The organism is Pseudomonas sp. GL_103 (assembly GCF_057835175.1).
Map to the genome: position 1 here is coordinate 847,664 of NZ_CM174420.1, position 23,170 is coordinate 870,833.

General features: G+C 58.9%; 18 protein-coding genes and 1 tRNA gene. 15 read left to right on the plus strand and 4 right to left on the minus strand.

Translation table 11 applies throughout. The features are described from left to right. Positions 1–12 precede the first annotated feature (12 nt). From rbfA to AC3IP0_RS03800, 5 genes are all read left to right on the plus strand, one after another. Positions 13–414 (plus strand): 30S ribosome-binding factor RbfA, encoded by a 402-nt coding sequence (gene rbfA / locus AC3IP0_RS03780; RefSeq protein ID WP_007973108.1) that lies wholly within the window; start codon positions 13–15, stop codon positions 412–414. A 3-nt stretch (positions 415–417) separates the two neighbouring features. Beyond that, positions 418–1,335: a tRNA pseudouridine(55) synthase TruB gene (gene truB / locus AC3IP0_RS03785; protein WP_095058377.1), complete on the plus strand. Its 918-nt coding sequence runs from the start codon at positions 418–420 to the stop codon at positions 1,333–1,335. Between the two features lie 117 nt (positions 1,336–1,452). Next, on the plus strand, positions 1,453–1,722 hold the full coding sequence (gene rpsO / locus AC3IP0_RS03790; RefSeq protein ID WP_003177875.1) for a 30S ribosomal protein S15: 270 nt from the start codon (positions 1,453–1,455) through the stop codon (positions 1,720–1,722). Positions 1,723–1,928: 206 nt separating this feature from the next. Next, positions 1,929–4,034, plus strand: a complete 2,106-nt coding sequence (gene pnp, locus AC3IP0_RS03795) for a polyribonucleotide nucleotidyltransferase (protein WP_007915263.1) — start codon at positions 1,929–1,931, stop codon at positions 4,032–4,034. A 139-nt stretch (positions 4,035–4,173) separates the two neighbouring features. Next, a tRNA-Thr gene (locus AC3IP0_RS03800) sits at positions 4,174–4,249 on the plus strand. A gap of 11 nt (positions 4,250–4,260) precedes the next feature. Here the strand turns inward: AC3IP0_RS03800 and AC3IP0_RS03805 are convergent. Then, complete coding sequence (locus AC3IP0_RS03805) at positions 4,261–4,767, minus strand: hypothetical protein (RefSeq protein WP_489318308.1); 507 nt, start codon at positions 4,765–4,767, stop codon at positions 4,261–4,263. A gap of 300 nt (positions 4,768–5,067) precedes the next feature. Between AC3IP0_RS03805 and AC3IP0_RS03810 the strand changes: the two genes are divergently transcribed. Beyond that, a complete protein-coding gene (locus AC3IP0_RS03810) occupies positions 5,068–5,373 on the plus strand; it encodes a DUF6388 family protein (RefSeq protein ID WP_489318309.1) in 306 nt (101 codons plus the stop codon). An 82-nt stretch (positions 5,374–5,455) separates the two neighbouring features. On the opposite strand, the gene nadC is transcribed toward AC3IP0_RS03810, so the two are convergent. After that, positions 5,456–6,304, minus strand: coding sequence for a carboxylating nicotinate-nucleotide diphosphorylase (gene nadC, locus AC3IP0_RS03815; protein WP_489318310.1), 849 nt, complete (start codon positions 6,302–6,304; stop codon positions 5,456–5,458). Between the two features lie 252 nt (positions 6,305–6,556). Here nadC and ampD point away from each other — a divergent pair, with 252 nt between their 5' ends. The 3 genes from ampD to AC3IP0_RS03830 all read left to right on the plus strand — a co-directional run bounded on the left by ampD (position 6,557) and on the right by AC3IP0_RS03830 (position 10,171). After that, a complete protein-coding gene (gene ampD, locus AC3IP0_RS03820) occupies positions 6,557–7,117 on the plus strand; it encodes a 1,6-anhydro-N-acetylmuramyl-L-alanine amidase AmpD (protein ID WP_489318311.1) in 561 nt (186 codons plus the stop codon). Continuing rightward, a complete protein-coding gene (ampE, locus tag AC3IP0_RS03825; RefSeq protein ID WP_489318312.1) occupies positions 7,114–7,950 on the plus strand; it encodes a regulatory signaling modulator protein AmpE in 837 nt (278 codons plus the stop codon). Before ampD ends, ampE begins: the two co-directional genes overlap by 4 nt. Before the next feature lie 1,516 nt (positions 7,951–9,466). Beyond that, on the plus strand, positions 9,467–10,171 hold the full coding sequence (locus tag AC3IP0_RS03830) for a methyl-accepting chemotaxis protein (RefSeq protein WP_489319716.1): 705 nt from the start codon (positions 9,467–9,469) through the stop codon (positions 10,169–10,171). A 124-nt stretch (positions 10,172–10,295) separates the two neighbouring features. On the opposite strand, the gene AC3IP0_RS03835 is transcribed toward AC3IP0_RS03830, so the two are convergent. Together AC3IP0_RS03835 and cra are read right to left on the minus strand one after the other, a co-directional pair. Continuing rightward, positions 10,296–11,075: a TatD family hydrolase gene (locus tag AC3IP0_RS03835; RefSeq protein WP_489326682.1), complete on the minus strand. Its 780-nt coding sequence runs from the start codon at positions 11,073–11,075 to the stop codon at positions 10,296–10,298. 3 nt (positions 11,076–11,078) lie between these two features. Further along, on the minus strand, positions 11,079–12,074 hold the full coding sequence (gene cra / locus AC3IP0_RS03840; protein WP_489318314.1) for a catabolite repressor/activator: 996 nt from the start codon (positions 12,072–12,074) through the stop codon (positions 11,079–11,081). Between the two features lie 290 nt (positions 12,075–12,364). Between cra and ptsP the strand changes: the two genes are divergently transcribed. The 6 genes from ptsP to AC3IP0_RS03870 all read left to right on the plus strand — a co-directional run bounded on the left by ptsP (position 12,365) and on the right by AC3IP0_RS03870 (position 23,168). Beyond that, positions 12,365–15,226, plus strand: a complete 2,862-nt coding sequence (ptsP, locus tag AC3IP0_RS03845; protein ID WP_489326683.1) for a phosphoenolpyruvate--protein phosphotransferase — start codon at positions 12,365–12,367, stop codon at positions 15,224–15,226. After that, positions 15,226–16,167: a 1-phosphofructokinase gene (gene pfkB / locus AC3IP0_RS03850; protein ID WP_489318316.1), complete on the plus strand. Its 942-nt coding sequence runs from the start codon at positions 15,226–15,228 to the stop codon at positions 16,165–16,167. Before ptsP ends, pfkB begins: the two co-directional genes overlap by 1 nt. 11 nt (positions 16,168–16,178) lie before the next feature. Then, on the plus strand, positions 16,179–17,918 hold the full coding sequence (locus tag AC3IP0_RS03855) for a PTS fructose-like transporter subunit IIB (RefSeq protein WP_489326684.1): 1,740 nt from the start codon (positions 16,179–16,181) through the stop codon (positions 17,916–17,918). A 98-nt stretch (positions 17,919–18,016) separates the two neighbouring features. Continuing rightward, on the plus strand, positions 18,017–19,555 hold the full coding sequence (locus AC3IP0_RS03860; RefSeq protein WP_489318318.1) for an alkaline phosphatase D family protein: 1,539 nt from the start codon (positions 18,017–18,019) through the stop codon (positions 19,553–19,555). Between the two features lie 364 nt (positions 19,556–19,919). Then, a complete protein-coding gene (locus AC3IP0_RS03865) occupies positions 19,920–22,166 on the plus strand; it encodes an alpha-xenorhabdolysin family binary toxin subunit A (protein WP_489318319.1) in 2,247 nt (748 codons plus the stop codon). Between the two features lie 105 nt (positions 22,167–22,271). Beyond that, positions 22,272–23,168 carry a hypothetical protein gene (locus AC3IP0_RS03870; RefSeq protein ID WP_489318320.1) on the plus strand — a complete coding sequence of 299 codons (897 nt, stop codon included), beginning with the start codon at positions 22,272–22,274 and terminating at the stop codon, positions 23,166–23,168. Positions 23,169–23,170 lie beyond the last annotated feature (2 nt).

Sequence of the window (23,170 nt, forward strand, 5' to 3'; positions counted from 1 at the left end):
AGGTAACAAGACATGGCAAAAGAATATAGCCGTACCCAACGTATCGGCGATCAGATGCAGCGCGAGCTGGCACAACTGATCCGTCGTGAAGTCAAAGACCCGCGCGTCGGCCTGGTCACCATTACCGCAGTGGAAGTCAGCCGTGACGTCGGTCACGCCAAGATCTTCATCACCGTGATGGGGCAGGACAGCGCCGAAGAAATTGCACAAAGCATCAAGGTGCTGAACTCCGCCGCCGGTTTCCTGCGCATGCAACTGGCTCGCGAGATGAAACTGCGCAGCGTTCCACAGCTGCACTTCCACTACGACGAAAGCGTCGTGCGTGGTGCGCATCTGTCGGCATTGATCGAGCGCGCAGTGGCTGAAGACAATCAGCATCCGGTTGCGGCAGAAGCCGAAGACACCAAGGAGTAATCGGTGGCTCAGGTCAAACGTATCCGTCGTAACGTCAGCGGCATTATCCTTCTCGACAAGCCGCTGGGGTTCACCTCCAACGCGGCCTTGCAGAAGGTTCGCTGGTTGCTGAACGCCGAAAAGGCAGGTCATACCGGCAGTCTCGATCCCCTGGCCACCGGCGTGTTGCCGCTGTGCTTCGGTGAGGCGACCAAGTTCTCGCAATACCTGCTCGACTCCGACAAGGGTTATGAAACCCTGGCGCAACTGGGCAAGACCACCACCACGGCGGATGCCGAAGGTGAAGTTTTGCAGGAGCGCCCGGTGACCGTTGGTCGCACCGATGTCGAGGCTGTACTGCCGAAATTTCGTGGGCAAATCAGTCAGATACCGCCGATGTACTCGGCACTCAAGCGTGATGGACAGCCGCTGTACAAGCTGGCTCGTGCAGGCGAAGTAGTGGAGCGCGAACCGCGTTCTGTTACTATTACGCGCTTGGAATTGCTGGCCTTCGAAGGTGATACTGCGCGGCTGGCGGTGGATTGCACTAAAGGCACCTATATCCGCACCTTGGTGGAGGATATTGGTGAGCAACTCGGTTGTGGCGCTTACGTTGCAGAACTGCGACGTACCCAGGCCGGGCCATTCACCCTGGCGCAGACGGTTACTCTCGAAGAGCTGGAAGCGGTACATGCCGAAGGCGGCAACGAAGCGGTCGATCGCTTCCTGATGCCATCGGACAGCGGCCTGCTGGATTGGCCACTATTGCAGTTCTCGGAAGCGAGTGCGTTCTACTGGCTCAACGGCCAGCCGGTACGTGCCCCGGATGCTCCGAAGTTCGGCATGGTGCGGGTACAGGATCACAATGGTCGCTTCATCGGTATCGGTGAAGTGAGCGAAGACGGGCGCATCGCGCCGCGTCGACTGATTCGGTCAGAATGACCGGACGAGGGTGGCTGTCAACAGGCACGGTCACTACTCATTTTTAGATACAGGGATTTGTCCCTGGCCTGTTGAAACTGTTTTTCTGAAACAGTTTCCTGATAAAAGGATTGCCTCATGGCTCTCGACGTTCAAGAAAAAGCTCAAATCGTAGCTGACTACCAGCAAGCTGTTGGTGACACCGGTTCGCCAGAAGTGCAAGTTGCACTGCTGACCCACAACATCAACAAGCTGCAAGGTCACTTCAAGGCCAACGGTAAAGACCACCACTCCCGTCGTGGTCTGATCCGCATGGTTAACCAGCGTCGTAAGCTGCTGGACTACCTGAAAGGCAAGGATCTGGGTCGCTATCAGACTCTGATCGGTCGCCTGGGTCTGCGTCGCTAATAAGCGATTGCGCTAGAGGTTGGTTGTCTGTCGTGCACCAGCGGGTTTCCCGCCGGCGCATGGCAGGCTCCCAGCCTCAAGTTTTATCTGGATACCTGCTTTGCCTGAGTAACACCTGGACAAACCAGTCGGGCCGATTCCCGACATTGCCCAAGAATTTCGCAAGAAACCAGTTCCCCCAAGAGCCACAAAGAAGGTAGGACACCGTGAACCCGGTAATCAAAAAATTCCAGTTCGGTCAGTCGACCGTTACCCTCGAGACTGGCCGTATCGCCCGTCAGGCCTCCGGCGCAGTATTGGTCACCGTTGACGACGATGTCAGCGTATTGGTGACCGTAGTCGGTGCAAAACAAGCCGATCCAGGCAAGGGCTTCTTCCCTCTGTCTGTTCACTACCAGGAAAAGACTTACGCTGCCGGTAAGATCCCTGGCGGTTTCTTCAAGCGCGAAGGCCGTCCTTCCGAGAAAGAAACCCTGACTTCCCGACTGATCGACCGTCCGATCCGTCCGCTGTTCCCGGAAGGCTTCATGAACGAAGTGCAGGTTGTCTGCACCGTCGTTTCCACCAGCAAGAAGACCGATCCGGACATCGCTGCGATGATCGGTACCTCGGCTGCGCTGGCGATCTCCGGCATTCCTTTCGATGGCCCGATCGGCGCTGCCCGCGTTGCCTTCCACGAAAGCACCGGCTACCTGCTGAACCCGACCTACGAGCAACAGGCTGCTTCGAGCCTGGACATGGTCGTTGCCGGTACTTCGGACGCCGTACTGATGGTTGAGTCGGAAGCCAAAGAGCTGACCGAAGACCAGATGCTGGGCGCGGTACTGTTTGCTCACGACGAGTTCCAGGTTGTGATCAACGCCGTTAAAGAACTGGCCGCTGAAGCTGCCAAGCCAACCTGGACCTGGGCTCCTGCGCCAGAAGCCACCGAACTGTTGGGCGCTATCCGTGCCGAGTTCGGCGAAGCGATCTCCCAGGCCTACACCATCACCGTCAAGGCCGACCGTTACGCTCGCCTGGGCGAGTTGAAGGACCAGGTCGTTGCCAAGCTGTCCGGTGAAGAAGGCCAGCCTTCTTCCAGCGAAGTCAAAGCGGCTTTCGGCGAAATCGAATACCGCACCGTTCGCGAAAACATCGTAAACGGCAAGCCACGTATCGACGGTCGCGACACCAAGACCGTACGTCCGTTGAACATCGAAGTCGGTGTCCTGCCAAAAACCCACGGTTCGGCTCTGTTCACCCGTGGCGAAACCCAGGCTCTGGTCGTTGCAACTCTGGGTACTGCCCGTGATGCACAGCTGCTCGACACCCTGGAAGGCGAGAAGAAAGACCCGTTCATGCTGCACTACAACTTCCCTCCGTTCTCGGTAGGCGAGTGTGGTCGCATGGGTGGCGCTGGTCGTCGCGAAATCGGTCACGGCCGTCTGGCCCGTCGTTCGGTTTCGGCCATGCTGCCTGCCGCTGACGTGTTCCCGTACACCATCCGTGTTGTGTCGGAAATCACCGAATCCAACGGTTCGAGCTCGATGGCTTCCGTTTGCGGCGCTTCCCTGGCCCTGATGGACGCCGGTGTGCCGATGAAGGCGCCGGTTGCCGGTATCGCCATGGGTCTGGTTAAAGAAGGCGAGAAATTCGCCGTCCTGACCGACATCCTGGGTGACGAAGACCACCTGGGCGATATGGACTTCAAGGTAGCCGGTACCGCCAAAGGCGTCACCGCGCTGCAGATGGACATCAAGATCAAGGGCATCACCGAAGAAATCATGGAGATCGCTCTGGGCCAAGCCCTGGAAGCGCGCCTGAACATCCTCGGCCAGATGAACCAGATCATTGGCCAGTCGCGTACCGAACTGTCGGCCAACGCTCCGACCATGATCGCGATGAAGATCGACACCGACAAAATCCGTGATGTCATCGGTAAAGGCGGCGCGACCATTCGTGCGATCTGTGAAGAGACCAAGGCTTCGATCGACATCGAAGACGACGGTTCGATCAAGATCTTCGGCGAAACCAAGGAAGCGGCTGAAGCAGCACGTCAGCGCGTTCTGGGTATCACCGCTGAAGCCGAGATCGGCAAGATCTACGTTGGTAAGGTTGAGCGCATCGTCGACTTCGGCGCATTCGTCAACATCCTGCCGGGCAAGGACGGTCTGGTACACATCTCCATGCTGAGCGACGCTCGCGTTGAGAAAGTGACCGACATCCTGAAAGAAGGCCAGGAAGTGGAAGTACTGGTACTGGACGTGGACAACCGCGGCCGTATCAAGCTGTCCATCAAAGACGTGGCAGCGGCCAAGGCTTCGGGCGTTTAATTACGCCTCACGCCTGACCGCTTCAACGTTGTAGAAAATGCCCCGCCGTGAAAACGGCGGGGCATTTTTTTGTCTGTAGATCACAGAGATGACTGGCGACGTTGCCGGAGTCGAAACTCAGTGCTAGGTTTAGCCCACCGCCCGTGTAGCTCAGCCGGTAGAGCAGCGCACTCGTAACGCGAAGGTCGCAGGTTCGATTCCTGTCTCGGGCACCATGTCCCCCCGGTTATTTCACCTTTCTGCTCAGGTCCTCGACGGTGCGCTTGAGGTTCTCGAGTTCGCGGTCCTGATCGCTGACCTCCCGCTTCAGGCTGGAAATCTCGCTGCTGTTCGAACTGGAACTGGAGCCGCTATTGCGCTTGAGCTCTTCAACCTGTTTGCCGAGGTTGTTGATGTCGCGCTCCTGCTCGGCCAGCGTGCGCTTGAGTTCGTCGATTTCCTTGCTGCTCGAGCTTGAGCTGGAACCGCTATTGCGCTTGAGCTCTTCGAGCTGCCGGGTCTGGTTGTCGATCGTATCCTGCATTTTTTTCAGATCGTCGAGGCTGTAATCGCTTCTCACGAGCACGTCTTTGCCAAATTCATTGTGAATGACTGTGAGTTTGTCGCCGGAGGACGTGTAACCGCTACTCAATTCAACACTGGCCAGTGCGGTTCCCGGTAGCGCCAGGGCTCCCAGCAAGGTTGTCACCACCGTCGCGGACACAACAGACGAAAACTTCGAAAAGCTGCGCATCACCTGGATTCCTTGTGAAGTGCTGATATGGCACATCGCTATGACTGGGGGGTTTGAATTTATGTTCCCGCCGTCATCAAAACATCGTGTGCACAACTTTTTGTGGGGAGATGCAAAGAGACGTGTAAATCCGCAGCCAAACGTCCTATATTCGGAGCCTGCCTGAGCACCGCCCAGCAGTTTTCAGATGATCCAGAATGGTTCTGAAGGCCAGATGAACCGGGCCTGATCCGGTTTTTGTGTCAGAGAGATCCTTGAAGATCCAGATCCATCTTCCATTCCCAGATCAGCGAGAACGCCATGACCGTTAAAGAGATGACCCAGCAAGCCCGACACGAAGAAGCGCTGAAGAAGTACGTGCTGGATGCCCCCGAACTGATGGACGAGATCAAGGACTTGAGTCCCGATGATCAGAAAGACCAGATTCAATGGGCTTTCGAGGACGAGGCGGAAGCCCAGGGCTTGCAGCCGTGGGAATTGACGCTCAAGTACACCTCAACGCCGGAGGAGTACGAAGCAGAACGCCTGAAGCTGCATAAAGAAGCTGCCGAGGTGCTGGGCGTCGGGTGGGAAGAGTACTGCGAGATGAACAATCTGGTGGTTTGAAAGCAGCTTCAAGCTTCAAGCGGCAAGCTACAAGTCAAAGCAGATCCGCTTGAAGCTTGCAGCTTGCCGCTTGTAACTGCTCCTAGAGACTCAAGCGCATCGACAGATCGACCGCCTTCACATCCTTGGTCATCGCACCGATCGAAATGTAATCCACCCCGGTCTGTGCAATCGGCAGCAACGTGCTTTCGTTGATCCCGCCGCTGGCCTCCAGTTTGGCCTTGCCGGTGTTCAGGCGCACGGCTTCGCGCATGTCGTCCAGGCTCAGTTCATCGAGCATGATGATGTCGGCACCGGCCGCCAGCGCTTCCTTGAGTTCATCCAGGCTTTCCACTTCAATCTCGACCGGTTTGCCCGGGGCGATCTTGTGCGCGGCGGCGATGGCCTGCGCGATGCCGCCGCTGGCGGCGATGTGGTTTTCCTTGATCAGGAAGGCGTCATACAGGCCGATGCGGTGGTTATGGCAGCCGCCGCAGGTCACGGCGTACTTTTGCGCCAGGCGCAGCCCCGGCAGTGTTTTGCGGGTGTCGAGCAGCTTGACCTGAGTCTCGGCCACGAAGTCCGCCAGGTATTGCGCGCGGGTTGCCACGCCGGAGAGCAATTGCAGGAAGTTCAGGGCGCTGCGTTCGCCGGTCAGCAGCGAGCGCGCAGGGCCTTCGAGGTGGAACAGCACCTGATTGGGCGTCACCCGTTCACCATCTGCAACCTGCCAGTGCACCGCCACCCGTGGGTCCAGTTGCCTAAACACGGTATCCACCCAGGCGGTGCCGCTGATGACGGCCGCGTCACGGGTAATGATGGTCGCTTTGGCCAGGCGTTCGGCCGGTATCAACTGCGCGGTGATGTCGCCGCTGCCGATGTCTTCACGCAACGCACGGCGCACGTTGGCTTCGATTTCGGCGGTCAGATCGGCGAGACGTAGATTCGGCATAACGGACTCCACAAACAAAGTGGCTCGATTATAGGGCCATGGCGCGGACCAACCCAAGGCATCAGAGCGTTACGTTGGTGCTGGCGCCTGCATTTGGTCGAATCCCTGCCGTTGTCGGCGTTGACCGTCGATTCCGAACAAACGCCTGTTTGAGATCAGCAACCTCCAGCGCCTCAAACACGGCAAGGGATCGCGCCCCGGGGGATTATCGCGGCATACTGTGCCAACACAGTCGCCGTTGAAGGAATATGTATGCAGTTGGACCCCGCGAGCGGTTGGATTCAGGGTGTGCATGTCTGCCCCTCACCCAACTTCAATGCGCGCCCCACAGGCGAAGTTTCCCTGCTGGTGATCCACAACATCAGCCTGCCGCCGGCACAGTTCGCCACCGGCAAGGTGCAGGAGTTTTTCCAGAATCGTCTGGATGTCACCGAACATCCCTACTTTGAAGGGATCGTGGATTTGCGGGTGTCGGCGCACTTTCTGATCGAGCGTGACGGTACCGTCACTCAGTTTGTTTCATGCCTTGAGCGTGCGTGGCATGCGGGTGTCTCGAGCTTCGAGGGGCGGGAAACCTGTAACGATTTTTCAGTGGGCATCGAGCTCGAAGGCACGGATGATCTGCCGTTCACCGACGCGCAATACAGCGCGTTGACAGCCCTGACCCGTCAGTTGCAACAGGCGTTCACGGCAATCACCACAGAGCGCATCTGCGGGCACAGCGACATTGCACCGGGGCGCAAAACCGATCCAGGGCCGGCGTTCGACTGGGCACGCTATCGTGCCGCCCTGGCACAAGAGGAAGGACGATGAGTTTTCTGGTGTTGCTGTTGGCGGTGTGGATCGAGAAGTTCTCGGCCCTGCGCCATCGGGTTCAGCGTGACAATGGCTGGACACACGAGCTGAACAAGCTTGAGGCCAGCCCGCGACTTTCAAACCGGCCATGGCTGGTGTTGGCGGTACTGGTCTTGTTGCCGGTGGCGTTGCTCGGTTTGCTGCTGGTCGTCATCGAGCCGGTGGCCTACGGGTTGCTGGCGTTGCCGATCCATTTGCTGGTAGTGATCTACAGCCTGGGACGTGGTGATCTGCTGGGCGATCTCGGGCCGTTCCGCGATGCCTGGCGTCGAGAGGACCTGCAAGCGGCGGCCCATGTCGCCAAGCGCGATCTGGATATCTGCGCAGACAGTGGCGAGCAGCTGCTGGAGCAGGTCGAAGGGCATTTGCTGTGGGAGGCCTACCATAGCTTTTTCGCGGTGATTTTCTGGTACTTCCTGTTGGGGCCGGTCGCGGCGCTGAGTTATCGGCTGCTGGCGCTGGCCGAAGAGCACGGGAAAAACCCGGCGGTGGTCGAGCGCGCCGGGCAACTGCGTCACGCCTTCGACTGGTTGCCGGTGCGTCTGCTGGCGGCGAGCCTGGCGTTGGTCGGCAATTTTGTCGCGGTCAGTCGGGTCATGCTGCATGAGCTGCTGAACTGGAACATAAGCGCCGCGCAACTGATCGTGAAAGTCGGGCTGGTGGCCGGTGAAATTCCGGCGCCAGTGACCGGCGTAGAAGGTATCAACAATCTGGACCGCATCTGGGCGCTGCTGTTGCGTGCAGCGGTGCTCTGGTATGCCGGATTTGCGTTGTGGACAGTCCTGCATTAACGCTGCATTCAGAGCAAGCTCCTTAGCCACAGGGCGATCACTAGTCCGAAGTGCTTCGCCCTGTCGTTAACCTTAAGTTACAAAACCCCCTGCCGATTTAAGTTATACAGAGATAGCGCCGAATAGTGGCTATCTGCTTTCTGTCTGCGCCTGCCAATAAAAAAAATAAAAAATTGAAGGGAGACATCCAGTGAAGAGCTTGCTCTATCCCGCTGTCGCACTGATGAACCGCCTGAGCTTCGGCATGAAGTTCAGCCTGATCAGCGTACTGTTCCTGGTGCCGATGCTGGTGACCAACTTCTATCTGGTGCGTGACTCCTACCGCGAATTCCAGGGCACGCGCATCGAACTGCAAAGTCTCGACCTGTTGGGCAGCAGCCTGACGCTGCGGCGCGATCTGGAAACCCTGAACAACCTGGTGCAGATCAATGTCAGCCTCGGCCAATCCGGCAAGGCCGGCAATGTCGAATCGAAAGTCAGCGCCCTTGAACAGAATATTCTGACTCGCCTGCAAGGGCTGACGGCGATGACCAGCGACCCGGAGCAGGTCGCGGTGTTTGATGGCAAACGCGATGAAATGATCGCCGCGTTCAAGGCCCAGCAAACGGAAAACTCCCTGCAAAGCAAAAGTGCCTTGATCGGCAAGCTGGTGGGCAGCGCGCAGATTTTCAGCCAACTCATCACCAGCCAGTCCGGCCTCAGTCGCGACAACCAGAGCGACATGCGCCAGTTGAGCGAGCTCGTCACCCTCGTCACGCCACGGGTCACCCAGATCCTGGGCGAAGGTCGGGCAATGGGGTCTTATTCGTTGGGGCAGGGGTTCATCAACTCGGCTTCGAGTACTCGTTTCGATGAATTGTTGGCGCAGATTGAAAAGCTCCAGGCCGAGTATGGCCTGAAGCTGCAGGATGCCCTGGGTTCCAGCAAAGCCGCACGCGATACCCTGACCGCTCAGGCCGATAGCAGCCGGGCATCCTTGAAGAAAGCCAGCGAGCTGTTCGAAGAACAAGTGGTCATGGCCGATACCCTCGACGCGCCGTGGCAGGTTTTTTACGATCAGGTCAGCGCCCTGATGGACCAGACCTACCAACTCAACGAAGCGACCCTGAAGTATCTGGGCCCGCAGTTGCAGCAACGCCTGGACCAGAACCGCACGCACATGGTCTTGCAGGCCGTGGCGTTGTCAGTCGTATTTGTGTTGATCTTTTATCTCTACGGCGCTTTCTATGCCTCGACCCGCACCACGCTCAAGCGCCTGGGGGCGGTGATGGATAAGGTGGCGGCCGGCGACATGACCGTGACCTTCAGCGCCCACAGTCGCGATGAACTGGGGGAGCTGGGCGAGGTATTCAACGGCACGGTGAAAAAGATCCATGACCTGATCGAGCGGGTGGGGCAGACCGTTAGCGAAGTCGAGCGTCAGGCCGGGCAAGTGGAAAACGTTTCCGCGCAAAGCAACCAGGCCGTCGCCGGGCAGCGCACACAGATCGAACAAGTGGCCACGGCGATGAACCAGATGTCGGCCACTTCCCAGGAGGTCGCGCGCAGTGCCGCCGCAGCGGTGAGTAGTGCTCACAGTGTCAACGATGAAACCATCAGTGGCCGCAGTTTGGTGGAGTCTCAGCAAGGCAGCATTGCCGCGTTGGCCAGCGAGATCGATCAATCGGTACTGGTGATCAACCAACTGGCCAGCGACAGCCAGTCCATCAGCCGCGTGCTCGAAGTGATCAAGAGCATCGCCGAGCAGACCAACCTGCTGGCGCTCAATGCCGCCATCGAGGCAGCACGGGCCGGTGAGCAGGGCCGTGGTTTCGCCGTGGTGGCCGATGAAGTCCGGACCCTGGCCAAACGAACCCAGCAATCGACCGAAGAAATCGAGCAGATGATCGCCAGGCTCCATGGCGGTGTCGGCGCGGCGGTCAAGGCCATGGGCACCAGCCATGAAATGGCCAACGGCACGGTCGGGCAGTCGGAAAAGGTCCAGCGGGCGCTGGAAAACATTCTGGGAGCGGTCGGCATGATCGTCGACCAGAACCAGCAGATTGCCGCCGCTGTGGAGCAGCAAACCGCCGTGGCCCACGACATCGACCAGAACATCGTCGAGATCAATCGCGCCGGCGAGCGCGCCGCTGAAGGTGCGCATCAGACCGAAGATGCCAGCCGGGCGTTGTCGGCCCAGGTCGTGGAGTTGAAACAGTTGATCAGCGCATTCCGGGTTTGAAAGACCGCTCGGGAACCCTGTAGGAGCAGCCTGCTCGCGAAAGCGGTCCTTCAGCCACATTGACGTTGAATGTGCCGCTATCTTCGCGGGCAAGCCCGCTCCCACAGTTGGCGGGTGCTGGCCGTTATGACCAGTTAAACAACTCGCAGGCATTGGCCGTACTGGCCGCGGCCAATTGCTCGGGGCTGATCGTCATGATGTCGGCCAGTGCCGCGCAGATCGCCGGCAAGTGTGCCGGGCTGTTGCGCTGGCCGGGGAACATGGCTGGGGCCATGTCCGGCGAGTCGGTTTCCAGCACCACCGAATCCAGTGGCAGTTCGCCGAGCACACGGTGCATGCGCAACGCCTGCGGCCAGGTCGGTGCGCCACCAAGACCGAGTTTGAAACCCAGCTTGATGTATTCCCGGGCTTCTTCCTTGCTGCCGGCAAAGGCGTGGATGATGCCGGCCCGTTTCAGGCGAAAGCGTTTGAGCGTGGCAATCACCGCCGCATGGCTACGCCGCACATGGATCAATGCCGGAAGCGCGAAATCCGCCGCCAATTGCAATTGCGCCTCGAACAACGCCTGCTGGCGGTCGCGGTCCAGGGTTTCGATGAAGTAGTCCAGGCCGATCTCGCCGACTGCACATAGTTGCTGATGGCCGGCCAGGCGGGTTAGCCAATCGCCGAGTTCGCTCAAGTCTTCAGGGCGATGATCGTCCAGATACACCGGATGCAAACCGAACGCCGCATGCAGGTCGGGATCACTTTGCACCAGCTCCCAGACCCGCTGCCAATTGGCCTGATAAACCCCCAGCACCACGATCCGCCGCACCCCGAGGGCGCGGCTTTCGGCCAGCAGCGCCTGGCGGTCGACGTTGAAGTCCGGAAAATCCAGATGGGTGTGGGTGTCGATCAGCTCCACGGTTCAGTCCTGGAGAATACGCTGCTTGAACGTGCGCGGTATGGCCTGCACGCCGGGCCGGTAATCCGACTGCTCGATGGCTGCCAGGGCCAGCGCGAGGGCCTTGTCGGCGATCAACTGGTGTTGCTGGGCCATGGCGTTGACCGGCAGCGGCAGGAAGTCCAGCAACTGGGTGTCGCCGAACGTGCCGAGGCGCAGCGGGCGGTTTTTCAGCGGGAAGTCGTGCAGCGCATCGAACACGCCCTGAAGCAGCACGTAGGATGTGGTCACCAGGGCATCGGGCAAATGGCCCAGGCGCTGCAGCAACTCTTCCATCAATTGTTTGCCGCACTCACGGCTGAAGGACTCACCTTCTTCGATCAACACCTCGCCGTTGAACCCGACGAGCGCCTCTTTGAAGCCTGCGCAACGTTCCTGGCTGATGCTCAGCTCCGGGCGGGCGCCGATCAACGCGATCTGTTTGGGCAAGGGATCGAGCAGGCTGCGGGTCAGTTGCAGGCTGGCTTCGCGGTCGTCACTGATCACTGAACAGAAATGCTCGGGTTCCATGACCCGGTCGATGGCGATGATCGGAATGCCCTTGGCCTGCAGTTGCCGATAGCTGTCGTCTCCGGCCGGCAGGCAGCTGGCAACGATCAGTGCGTCGCAGCGCCGGGCGCGGAACAGTTGCAGCAGTTGCCGTTCGCTGTCCGGCGCATCGTCGGAACTGGCGATCAGCAACTGATAACCCCGGGCCCGCGCACCTTGCTCCAGCAATTTGGCGATTCGCGCGTAACTGGGGTTTTCCAGATCCGGCAGAATGAACCCCAGTGTGCGGGTGTGCCGGCTGCGCAAACCGGCGGCCTGTGGGTTAGGCGTGAAGCCATGTTGTTCGACGACCGCGCGCACGCGTTCGACGGTAGCGCTGCTGATGCGCTGTTGTTCGGCCTTGCCATTGATGACATAGCTGGCGGTGGTGACGGACACACCGGCCAACTGGGCGATATCACTGAGTTTCAACCCGCTGTTTCCTTGTTTTTTCGAGATTGCCTCGACATTTTCGTCAATCCTAACCGATTAAGGCAGGCGACCATTGTCGCAACGTATCCGACAAGTTGGACTTCAAGGATGGGCCAATATCGAGTAACGTGCCAATCGATCTAGATTAAACGTTTCAGCAAGCGTATTTTCTACGTTTTAGGCGCCTTTGGCCGGTTCTGCCGTGAAACCGCCAAAAGCGCTGACCAAGCGCCTAAGCTGACTCATTCAAAACAATACCTGGTGCCCCAAGGCGCCAAAAAGGAGAAAGCATGCTCGAGCTCACTGTAGAGCAGATTTCCATGGGCCAATCGGCTGTGGATAAGTCCGCAGCGCTGCAATTGCTGGCCCGGCACCTGGTCGCCGACGGCCTGGTTGCCGAGGGTTATCTCGCCGGTTTGCAGGCGCGGGAAGCCCAGGGCTCGACCTTTCTCGGTCAAGGTATTGCCATCCCCCACGGTACGCCCGAAACCCGCGAACTGGTGTTCACCACCGGTGTGCGCCTGATGCAGTTCCCTGAAGGTGTGGACTGGGGCGACGGTCATATCGTTTACCTGGCGATCGGTATCGCCGCCAAATCCGATGAGCACCTGCGCCTGCTGCAATTGCTCACCCGCGCCCTCGGCGAGACTGACCTGGGCCAGGCCCTGCGTCGCGCCGGTTCCGCCGAAGCCTTGCTGAAGTTGCTGCAAGGCGCGCCGCAGGAACTGGCGCTGGATGCGCAGATGATCGGCCTCGGTGTGGCGGCCGAAGATTTCGAAGAGCTGGTCTGGCGCGGTGCACGTCTGTTGCGGCAGGCCGACTGCGTGAGCAACGGTTTCTCCGCCGTGTTGCAGCAGGTTGAAGCGCTGCCCCTGGGCGATGGCCTGTGGTGGCTGCACAGCGAGCAAACGGTGAAGCGTCCGGGCCTGGCCTTCGTCACCCCGGACAGACCGCTGCGTTATCTCGGCCAGCCACTCACTGGACTGTTCTGCTTGGCCAGCCTCGGCGAGGCCCATCAAGCCCTGCTCGAACGCCTGTGCGCGTTGTTGATCGAAGGGCGTGGCCATGAGCTGGGGCGCGCCACCAGCAGCCGCAAGGTCCTCGAAGTGCTCGGTGGCGAAGTGCCCGCCGACTGGCCCAGCGCGCGAATTGCATTGGCCAACGCCCACGGTTTGCATGCGCGGCCGGCGAAAATCCTCGCGCAACTGGCAAAGAGTTTTGACGGTGACATCCGTGTGCGCATCGTCGATGGTCACGACAGCGCCGTGTCGGTAAAGAGTTTGAGCAAGTTGCTCAGCCTCGGCGCCCGTCGGGGGCAGGTCCTGGAAATCATCGCCGAACCGGGCATCGCGGCGGATGCGTTGCCGGCCTTGTTGGCCGCCATCGAAGAAGGCCTCGGCGAGGAAGTCGAACCGTTGCCGCCGGTAAGCCAGGTGCGCGAAGTCGTTGCCGATATGGCCGAAGTGGTCCTCGCCCCGGTGTCAGGCAGCGTGGTTCAGGCGATTGCCGCCGCCCCGGGGATCGCCATCGGCCCGGCGCATATTCAAGTGCTGCAAACCATCGATTACCCGTTGCGCGGCGAGTCCGCCGGCATCGAGCGTGAGCGTCTCCAGCAAGCCCTGGCGCAGGTTCGCCGTGACATCCAGGGGCTGATCGAGCGCAGCAAGAGCAAAGCCATCCGCGAAATCTTCATCACCCACCAAGAGATGCTCGACGACCCGGAACTGACCGATGAGGTCGATACGCGCCTCAAGCAGGGCGAAAGCGCCGAGGCGGCGTGGATGGCCGTGATTGAAGCGGCGGCCCGGCAGCAGGAAGCGTTGCAGGATGCCTTGCTCGCCGAGCGTGCGGCCGACTTGCGCGACATCGGGCGTCGGGTGTTGATGCAACTCAGCGGCATCGAAACCCCGAGCGAACCGGACCAACCGTACATTCTGGTGATGGACGAGGTCGGCCCGTCCGACGTCGCGCGTCTCGACCCCGCTCGCGTGGCGGGGATTCTCACCGCCCGGGGTGGCGCTACGGCGCACAGTGCGATTGTCGCCCGGGCCCTGGGCATTCCGGCACTGGTCGGCGCCGGCCCCGGCGTGTTGCTGCTGGCGCCGGGCACGCCGTTGCTGCTCGATGGCCAGCGTGGTCGCCTGCATGTGGACGCTGACGCGGCGACCCTGCAACGCGCCACGGCCGAACGCGATACCCGCGAGCAACGCTTGAAGGCGGCGGCTGAACGGCGCCATCAACCGGCGCTGACCACCGATGGCCACGCCGTCGAAGTGTTCGCCAATCTCGGTGAAAGCGCCGGTGTGGCTGGCGCGGTGGAGCAGGGCGCCGAAGGCATTGGCCTGTTGCGCACTGAACTGATTTTCATGGCCCACCCGCAAGCGCCCGACGAAGCGACCCAGGAAATCGAGTACCGCCGCGTCCTCGACGGTCTGGCCGGGCGGCCGCTGGTGGTGCGCACCCTCGATGTCGGTGGCGACAAACCGCTGCCGTACTGGCCGATTGCGAAGGAAGAGAACCCCTTCCTCGGCGTGCGCGGCATTCGCCTGACCTTGCAGCGCCCGCAGATCATGGAAGCACAACTGCGCGCCTTGCTGCGGGCTGCCGACAACCGGCCGCTGCGGATCATGTTCCCGATGGTGGGCAGCGTCGACGAGTGGCGCCAGGCCCGTGACATGACCGAGCGCCTGCGTGTGGAAATCCCGGTCGCTGACCTGCAACTGGGGATCATGATCGAAGTGCCGTCGGCGGCATTGCTGGCGCCGGTACTGGCCAAAGAGGTCGACTTTTTCAGCGTCGGTACCAACGACCTGACCCAATACACCCTGGCCATCGACCGTGGCCATCCGACGCTGTCGGCCCAGGCCGATGGCTTGCATCCGGCGGTGCTGCAACTGATCGACATCACCGTGCGCGCGGCCCATGCTCACGGCAAATGGGTCGGTGTGTGCGGCGAGCTGGCGGCCGACCCGCTGGCGGTGCCGGTGCTGGTCGGCCTCGGGGTGGATGAGCTCAGCGTCGGGGCGCGCAGCATTGCCGAAGTCAAGGCGCGGATTCGCGAACTGGGCTTCACTCAGACTCAAACCCTTGCCCGACAGGCCCTGGCCGTGGGCAGCGCCAATGAAGTGCGCGCATTAGTGGAGGCCCTGTAATGGCCCGGATTCTTACCCTGACCCTCAACCCGGCGCTGGACCTGACCGTCCAGTTGCCGCGCCTTGACGCCGGCCAAGTCAACCGCAGCGATGTGATGCACACCCACGCCGCCGGCAAAGGCGTGAACGTGGCGCAAGTGCTGGCGGACCTCGGGCATCAGCTGACCGTCAGTGGCTTTCTCGGCGAAGACAACCTGCAAGCGTTCGAAACATTGTTCGCCAAACGCGGTTTTGTCGATGCCTTCATCCGTGTTCCGGGCGAGACCCGCAGCAATATCAAACTGGCGGAAAGCGACGGCCGCATCACCGACATCAACGGGCCGGGGCCGCAGGTCAGCGAGGCGGCGCAGCAGGCCTTGATGGATCGACTGGAGCAGATTGCCCCGGGGCACGATGCGGTGGTGGTCGCCGGAAGCTTGCCGTTGGGCGTCAGCGCGCAATGGTTGCAGGCATTGATTTTGCGCTTGAAGCACCTGGGGCTGAACGTCGCCCTCGACACCAGCGGCGAGGCGTTGCGTGCAGCGCTGAAAGCGGGGCCATGGCTGATCAAACCCAACACTGAAGAGCTGGCCGAGGTGCTGGATTGCGAGGTTGTGTCGGTCAGTGCCCAGGCCTTGGCGGCGGAGCGTTTGCACGGTCAGGGCATCGAGCATGTGGTGATCTCCCACGGAGCCGAAGGCGTGAACTGGTTCAGCGTCGGCTCGGCACTGCATGCCACGCCACCCAGGGTCAGCGTCGCCAGCACGGTGGGCGCGGGTGATTCGTTGCTGGCGGGGATGCTCCACGGTTTGCTCAGTGCCGATACGCCGGAGCAGACCTTGCGCACCGCCACGGCGATTGCCGCGATGGCAGTGACCCAGATCGGATTCGGCATTGGCGATGCAGCGCAACTGGCGCAGCTCGAACAGGGTGTGCGCGTGCGTCCCCTGACAGAACAATAAGAGGGTTTGTCATGAAGTTAGCCATCGTTACGGCCTGCCCGAACGGCATGGTCACCAGTGTGCTGTGTGCCCGACTGCTCGATGCCGCGGCCCAGCGTCAGGGCTGGAGCACCAGTGTCGAAGTCACCGATGCCGCGCATCCCGAAAAGCAACTGTCGGCGGCCACCCTCGACGCGGCCGAGTGGGTGCTGCTGGTGACCAGCGCGCCGGTGGACATGTCGCGGTTTGTCGGCAAGCGGCTGTTCCAGAGTACCCCGGCCCAGGCCCTGCAGGACGTGGAAGCCGTGCTGCGGCGAGGAGCGCAGGAGGCACAGGTCTACGTCGCTACCGAAGTCGTCGTCGAACCTGTGGCTGTCGTCCAGAACACGCCGCGACTGGTGGCCGTCACCGCCTGCCCGACGGGTGTCGCTCACACGTTTATGGCCGCCGAGGCCTTGCAGCAAGCGGCCAAGCGCCTGGGCTATGACCTGCAGGTGGAAACCCAGGGCTCGGTCGGCGCGCGCAATCCATTGAGCGCACAAGCGATTGCCGAGGCCGATGTGGTGCTGCTGGCGGCCGATATCGAAGTCGCCACCGAGCGTTTCGCCGGCAAGAAAATCTATCGCTGCGGCACCGGCATTGCCCTCAAGCAAGCCGAGGCGACCTTGAAAAAAGCCTTGGCCGAAGGCCAGCAGGAAAGCGCATCGAACACTGCCAAGACAACGGCCAAGCAGGAGAAGACGGGCGTCTATAAACACCTGCTGACCGGCGTGTCGTTCATGTTGCCGATGGTGGTAGCCGGCGGCTTGATGATCGCCTTGTCGTTCGTGTTCGGTATCACCGCGTTCAAGGAAGAGGGCACGCTGGCGGCGGCGTTGATGCAGATCGGCGGCGACACTGCGTTCAAGCTGATGGTGCCGCTGTTGGCGGGTTACATCGCCTATTCCATCGCCGACCGTCCGGGCCTCGCGCCGGGGATGATCGGTGGCATGCTGGCGAGCACCCTGGGCGCCGGTTTCATCGGCGGGATCATTGCCGGTTTTCTTGCCGGTTATGCGGCCAGGGCGATCAACCGTTATGCGCGTTTGCCGCAAAGCCTTGAGGCGCTCAAGCCGATCCTGATCATCCCGCTGCTGGCGAGTCTGTTCACCGGTCTGGTGATGATCTATGTGGTCGGCAAGCCGGTGGCCGGGATGCTTGCCGGGCTCACGCATTTCCTCGACAGCATGGGCACCACCAACGCGATTCTGCTGGGTGTGCTGCTGGGCGGCATGATGTGCGTCGACCTCGGCGGGCCGATCAACAAGGCGGCTTATGCGTTCTCGGTGGGCTTGCTGGCGTCGCAGAGCTACGCGCCGATGGCGGCGACCATGGCGGCCGGCATGGTGCCGCCAATCGGCCTGGGCATCGCCACGTTCATTGCCCGACGCAAGTTCGCCCAGACCGAACGCGAAGCCGGTAAAGCAGCCTTGGTGCTGGGGCTGTGCTTCATCTCCGAAGGGGCGATTCCGTTTGCGGCAAAAGACCCGCTGCGGGTGATTCCGGCGAGCATCGCCGGCGGTGCGCTGACCGGTGCGCTGTCGATGTATTTCGGCTGCAAACTGATGGCGCCCCACGGTGGGTTGTTCGTGCTGGCGATCCCGAATGCGATCAACCATGCGCTGCTTTATCTGTTGGCGATTGTGGCGGGGAGCTTGTTGACGGCGGTGGTGTATGCGCTGGTCAAGCGGTCTGAGGCGGTGGAGTTGGCGGTGGAACCCGTCACTGCCTGACACCCGCTCCCACAAGGGATCTGTGGTGTTGGCGGGATCTGTGTCATGCCAGGGTCATAGGTCCATGCTTTAGTTTTTCCTTTTTCAGGGAGAACACCATGAGCGATTTCAACCTCGGGCGCCGTCGTGTCATGCAAGCGGTCGGTGCCGGGCTGTTGTTGCCGGGGCTGGCGCCGGCGGTGATCGCTTCGGTCAAGGATCGGCCGCAACTCACCGACGGCGTGCAGTCCGGTGACCTGCTGGGCGACCGGGCGATCATCTGGAGCCGCTGCGACCGCCCCGCGCGGATGGTGGTGGAGTGGGACACCCGCAGCCTGTTTCCCAACCCCCGGCGATTCGTCTCGCCCCTGGCCGATGCACGCACCGATTTCACCGCCCGGGTCGAACTCACCGGGCTGCCCGCCGACCAGGCGATTTTCTATCGCGTGCAGTTTGAAGACGCCCAGAGCGGCGTTGCCAGCGAGCCCTGGTTCGGTCACTTGCGCAGCGTGCCGCAAACCCGCCGTGACATCCGTTTTGTCTGGAGCGGCGACACCGTCGGCCAGGGCTTCGGCATCAACCCGGACATTGGCGGCATGCGCATCTACGAAGCAATGCGCCTGCGTCTGCCAGACTTTTTTATCCACAGCGGCGACACCATTTACGCCGACGGCCCGATCCCGGCACAGCTCACCACGGAAGGCGGCCGGGTGTGGCGCAACATCACCACCGAAGCCAAGAGCAAAGTCGCCGAGACCCTCGATGAGTATCGCGGCAACTATCGCTACAACCTGATGGACGAAAACATCCGTCGCTTCAATGCCGAGGTCCCGCAGATCTGGCAGTGGGACGACCACGAAGTGGTGAATAACTGGTCGCCGGGCAAGCAACTGGATGCGCGTTACCAGGACAAGGATATCCACAGCCTGGTGGGCCGCGCACGCCAGGCCTGGCTTGAATACGCGCCGATGCGTTTGCAGAGCGGCGATGGCGGCGGGCGGATCTATCGCAAGCTCGGTTACGGGCCGCTGCTCGATGTTTTCGTGCTGGACATGCGCAGCTATCGCGGAGCCAACGATGACAATCTGGGCGCTGAAAAACCCTTCCTCGGGCGTGAGCAACTGGACTGGCTCAAGCGCGAAATGCAGGCCTCGAACGCGCAATGGAAAGTGATCGCCGCCGACATGCCCATTGGCCTCGGTGTGCCCGACGGCGAAGTCAGCCCCGGTGTCGAGCGTTGGGAAGCGGTGGCCAACGGTGACCCCGGCCCGGCCCAGGGGCGCGAACTGGAGATCGCCGAGTTGCTCGGCTTCCTGCGGGCGCAGCAGGTGCGCAACTTCCTGTTCCTGACCGCGGATGTGCATTACTGCGCAGCCCATCATTACCACCCGGATCGGGCGGCGTTCCAGGATTTCGAACCGTTCTGGGAGTTCGTCGCCGGACCGCTGAATGCCGGCAGCTTCGGACCGAACTCGCTGGATAAAACCTTTGGCCCTGAAGTGGTGTTCGAAAAGGCGCCGCCCGCGCAGAACGTCTCGCCGTTTGCCGGGTTTCAGTTTTTTGGCGAGGTGAATATCGATGGGCAGAGCGGGGAGATGAGTGTGGTGTTGCGCGATCTGGATGGCGTAGCTGTGTTCGAGCAAAAACTGTCACCGTGAGACTCGGTAGTTGTTCGCTGTATGGGAAATGATTTTTGCACAAGAAGCTGATACTGGAAGTTGCTGAGTTTTATTTGTAGTTACTGTCAAGTTTTGGAGTTTTGGAGTTTTGGAGTTTTGGAGTTTTTGGGGTTGGTGTGTAGATGTTGGTTGAAGTTTTCAGTGTTTCTCGTTGGTCGATGAGTTTGATGTTTTTTTTGCTGAGGTTTTATTCTGGTTCTCTAGCTATTACATTTTCATATATTTAATCGCTTGATCGATATTGGAGGAGTGCTTACTTTCTTTTCTGAACTTTATGACGAATAAACAGGTTATGAAAGTTAAATGGTCTGGTTAAGAGTCGAACTTTTAGAGAGGAATCGCTATGTCCGCTGTATTGTGGGAAAAGAGCCTGGAAGGCAAAAACCACGAAGAAATTGCAAATCTTGCAGCCGTTGTCCCCCAATCACTGATGTCCTTGTCGACCGGGGCCGCGAATGACATTACTCGCGCAAACGGCTTGATACTAACAAAAGCCCAAATCATTTCCCTGCGTAAATATGAAGCCGCAGGGCTGGCACTTCCGACCAACGAGCGATCCCTTGCGACTTACCTGAACTTTGGCGACGAAGACGGTGGCAAAGGTTTCACGACTGAAGACTTTCTCGCGTCTTTTACGAAGATAAACTCGCATGCCAGGCTGTGGTCCCCCCTGCGCTCTCGCATCATGCTGACGGGAACCCATTTGAAAGTGTTTGGTTTGAGCATGGATGTTTACCTTGCTTCGGTCGAGGAAATTTTCGCTGAGGTCAAGTTGGCAAAGACGCTGGGCACACACAAAATCACCAACTACAAGGAACTGCGTGACTGGGAAGTGAAAGAAGGCAAATCGTTCCCGGATCTTGCATTGGAAGAGGACACCATCCCGAATCTGGGGGATGTTCTGGATCTGATCTTCGAGCAGGTCAAAGAGCATCTGCAGACGGCCGTTGAAATCAAAACAGATCTCAACACGTTTAGTCGACAACTGACTAACGATGTCATTCCCACGATCAAGTTGCTGGCGCTGGCTCTTGAGAGCAATACATACGCGGCGGACATCGAGGGTTTGAATAACAAGATCAAGGAGCGCGCTAATCAGATTGATGAGTTGAATAAAGAGTACAAGGCGCTGGTAATGAAGTCGCTTGAGTCGGTGAGCAACTTTTCTCTCGTAGGGTTGGGAGTTGCCATCTATATCGGAGTAGAAGCTGAAAGTGTTCGATCCCGGCGTAATGATCTGAACCGCATCCAGGAAACGGCCATCAAGAGCCTTGAGAGCAAGTCCAAGACTCTGGGTTCGATCGCACGGATCAGAAGTGACATGCAGGATATGCAGACGGTTGCTCTAGATGCTGAAGTGGCGACAAATAACGTGGTCCATACTTGGAATGTGCTCCATACCTACATCGAAAGCTCCGGAAAAGCAGTCTCGAAGATCGAAGGCGGTGTTCGGTTACTAGCCTTCATTACTCAATTTCGTTTGGTCGCTGCGCCATGGCGCATGATCCACAGCAGTGCTGATGACCTTGTTGAATTATTCCGCGAGGCGGAAGTGGAATACATGAGGGAATACGGTTTTCAAGGAAAAAGATCAAGGAGGTCTTTAATGCAAAGTGATATGTACCCTGGCGTGCAAACCGATGTCTTGCAGGGCAGTAGTTCGAAACTGCGTAACAGTGCGGTGGAAGCAAAGTTATTGTTCATGAAAACTGATTATCTTCCGGACTTGAGCGAAAAGTTTAATACACTTTCGGTCGATGTTTCGACCGGCTCCAATGTGGTCAGGGAAAAGGCTCTGAAAACCGAATTTGTACTTAAATCCACGCTTGGACAGTTGATGTCGCTTGATGAAGAACTGCAAGAAGGTTCTGAAGAGATCGATGAAATTCATGGGGAGCAGGCTGTGTTGTTAAATGAGGCACAGGCATCCGTCAGTGAAATTTCCAACTCGCTGAGTGAGAGCCTCAGGAAGTTCAATGCAGGCTACGACGAGACAACCGTGCAGGGATTCAAAGCCTCGTTGATTAATGACGTTTCAGAGCGTGAAGTCGTATTGGAACGTTTGAATTCCAGCCTGACCAATCTTGAAAAAAAACGTGCAGTCATCAACGAAGCAGTGGATGAGCTCAATAAACTCGGTATTTCCGGCGTTACCAGGAATATCGAACTGAGTGTCGAGGCGGTCAAGAAACTTGGTGCGAAGCCATCTCAGGTTGATCTTGTGCTGGCAGCGATCGAAAAAGTGAAACAGGACCTGGAGGGTGCAGTCAGGAGTGTTTCCTTTGTCTTGATGGTAAAACAGAATCAGGTCCTTCGTGATAAGACTGTGGAGGTGCAGGCGCAAATCGCTGCCGAAAAACACAGCGCACGCATCACTGCCGACAAGATCAAGCTCATCGAAGTTTTTGGCGAAATGAATGAGCAGCGCAAACTCTACGTGGCAGAGTTCGATAAGATCGACAAAACAGTGTCGCGCTTCTTGAACTCGATGAAGGCTCATCAGGCCATGCCCTTGAGTAAGCAGATTTCAGAGTATTTCTCTACCGCCAATGGTTTTGTCGGTTACCTGAATCAGCTTTCTTATCTGTAAGTATTACGTTTCACACCGCCCTTGAATGGCCGTGCGTCGAGCCTCTCGATGCACGGCTTTTTATTGATAGTGTTACTCGGGATTGAATATTCGCAGGAGACGACTATGAGCGACGAGAACAGGGATGTCATATTTTTTCAGGAAGATGATTTTATTTCGTTGCGCGCATACAAATTGTTCTTGAATGAGGTGCTCCACAGGGATTTCATCACTCACTCCACCCCTGAGACATCAAAGGTGCTAGGCGCCTATGCGCAGGAGTTGAGCGAAGAGGCTGACGCCAATCTCTCCAGATTTCAGTCCTTGGTGGATGATGTGGAGGAGTTACGGGCGGGAGTGCTTGCCTGCGTCGATCACGCCCGACATCTTCGGCAGGTTTTCATTGAGGCCAAGCCAGGCGTGACGCGCTACCGACGGGTGTCTATTGATACTTTGGGGTGCGCTCCTTTCGACCTCTGGCAACCTCACCTTGCCATTTGCAGTTTTTACAACGTTTCCGGAGTCGTGAGCTTTTTCGTTGACCAGTGCCGCACCAAACTGCAAACAGTTGAACGGTACAGATTGAATGTCTCCTCGATGGAGCAAGGGATTCATCCAATGTTCTACCGCATCGTTGCAGCAAGAAAACAAAAAATAGAGGCGTATGGCTACTCACCGCAAAAGCCTCCTTCGGGTTCCGGGACTTCCCCCTTCGATTTCAGGAGACCGTACATAGGAGATCCTGGGCCGCAAACGCTGGAGCTGTATCGTTTGACTGGCGTATACGTCTCCTCCTCCTCCGCACTATTCAACTTCGGCAATTTTCTGAACAGGATTCAGCAGTTATTGACGGTGATGATTGATAGGCTTTCCTCGATAACAGCTTCCTCGACGTATTCGACTTTGCTCTTGGTGCTGAACCTGGTTGCCAGCTTGCTGAACCCACTGCAACTGCGGATTGACAGGTTGCAGGAGTGGTCAGAATTCATGCGTTGTAAAGGTAAATATGCTGTTGAAGAATAATG

Coding starts and splice junctions, on each gene's coding strand:
- rbfA (WP_007973108.1), top strand. CDS start 13: ATGGCAAAAGAATATAGCCGTACCCAACGTATCGGCGATCAGATGCAG.
- rpsO (WP_003177875.1), top strand. CDS start 1,453: ATGGCTCTCGACGTTCAAGAAAAAGCTCAAATCGTAGCTGACTACCAG.
- AC3IP0_RS03805 (WP_489318308.1), bottom strand. CDS start 4,767: ATGCGCAGCTTTTCGAAGTTTTCGTCTGTTGTGTCCGCGACGGTGGTG.
- AC3IP0_RS03810 (WP_489318309.1), top strand. CDS start 5,068: ATGACCGTTAAAGAGATGACCCAGCAAGCCCGACACGAAGAAGCGCTG.
- nadC (WP_489318310.1), bottom strand. CDS start 6,304: ATGCCGAATCTACGTCTCGCCGATCTGACCGCCGAAATCGAAGCCAAC.
- ampD (WP_489318311.1), top strand. CDS start 6,557: ATGCAGTTGGACCCCGCGAGCGGTTGGATTCAGGGTGTGCATGTCTGC.
- ampE (WP_489318312.1), top strand. CDS start 7,114: ATGAGTTTTCTGGTGTTGCTGTTGGCGGTGTGGATCGAGAAGTTCTCG.
- AC3IP0_RS03830 (WP_489319716.1), top strand. CDS start 9,467: ATGTCGGCCACTTCCCAGGAGGTCGCGCGCAGTGCCGCCGCAGCGGTG.
- ptsP (WP_489326683.1), top strand. CDS start 12,365: ATGCTCGAGCTCACTGTAGAGCAGATTTCCATGGGCCAATCGGCTGTG.
- pfkB (WP_489318316.1), top strand. CDS start 15,226: ATGGCCCGGATTCTTACCCTGACCCTCAACCCGGCGCTGGACCTGACC.
- AC3IP0_RS03855 (WP_489326684.1), top strand. CDS start 16,179: ATGAAGTTAGCCATCGTTACGGCCTGCCCGAACGGCATGGTCACCAGT.
- AC3IP0_RS03860 (WP_489318318.1), top strand. CDS start 18,017: ATGAGCGATTTCAACCTCGGGCGCCGTCGTGTCATGCAAGCGGTCGGT.
- AC3IP0_RS03865 (WP_489318319.1), top strand. CDS start 19,920: ATGTCCGCTGTATTGTGGGAAAAGAGCCTGGAAGGCAAAAACCACGAA.
- AC3IP0_RS03870 (WP_489318320.1), top strand. CDS start 22,272: ATGAGCGACGAGAACAGGGATGTCATATTTTTTCAGGAAGATGATTTT.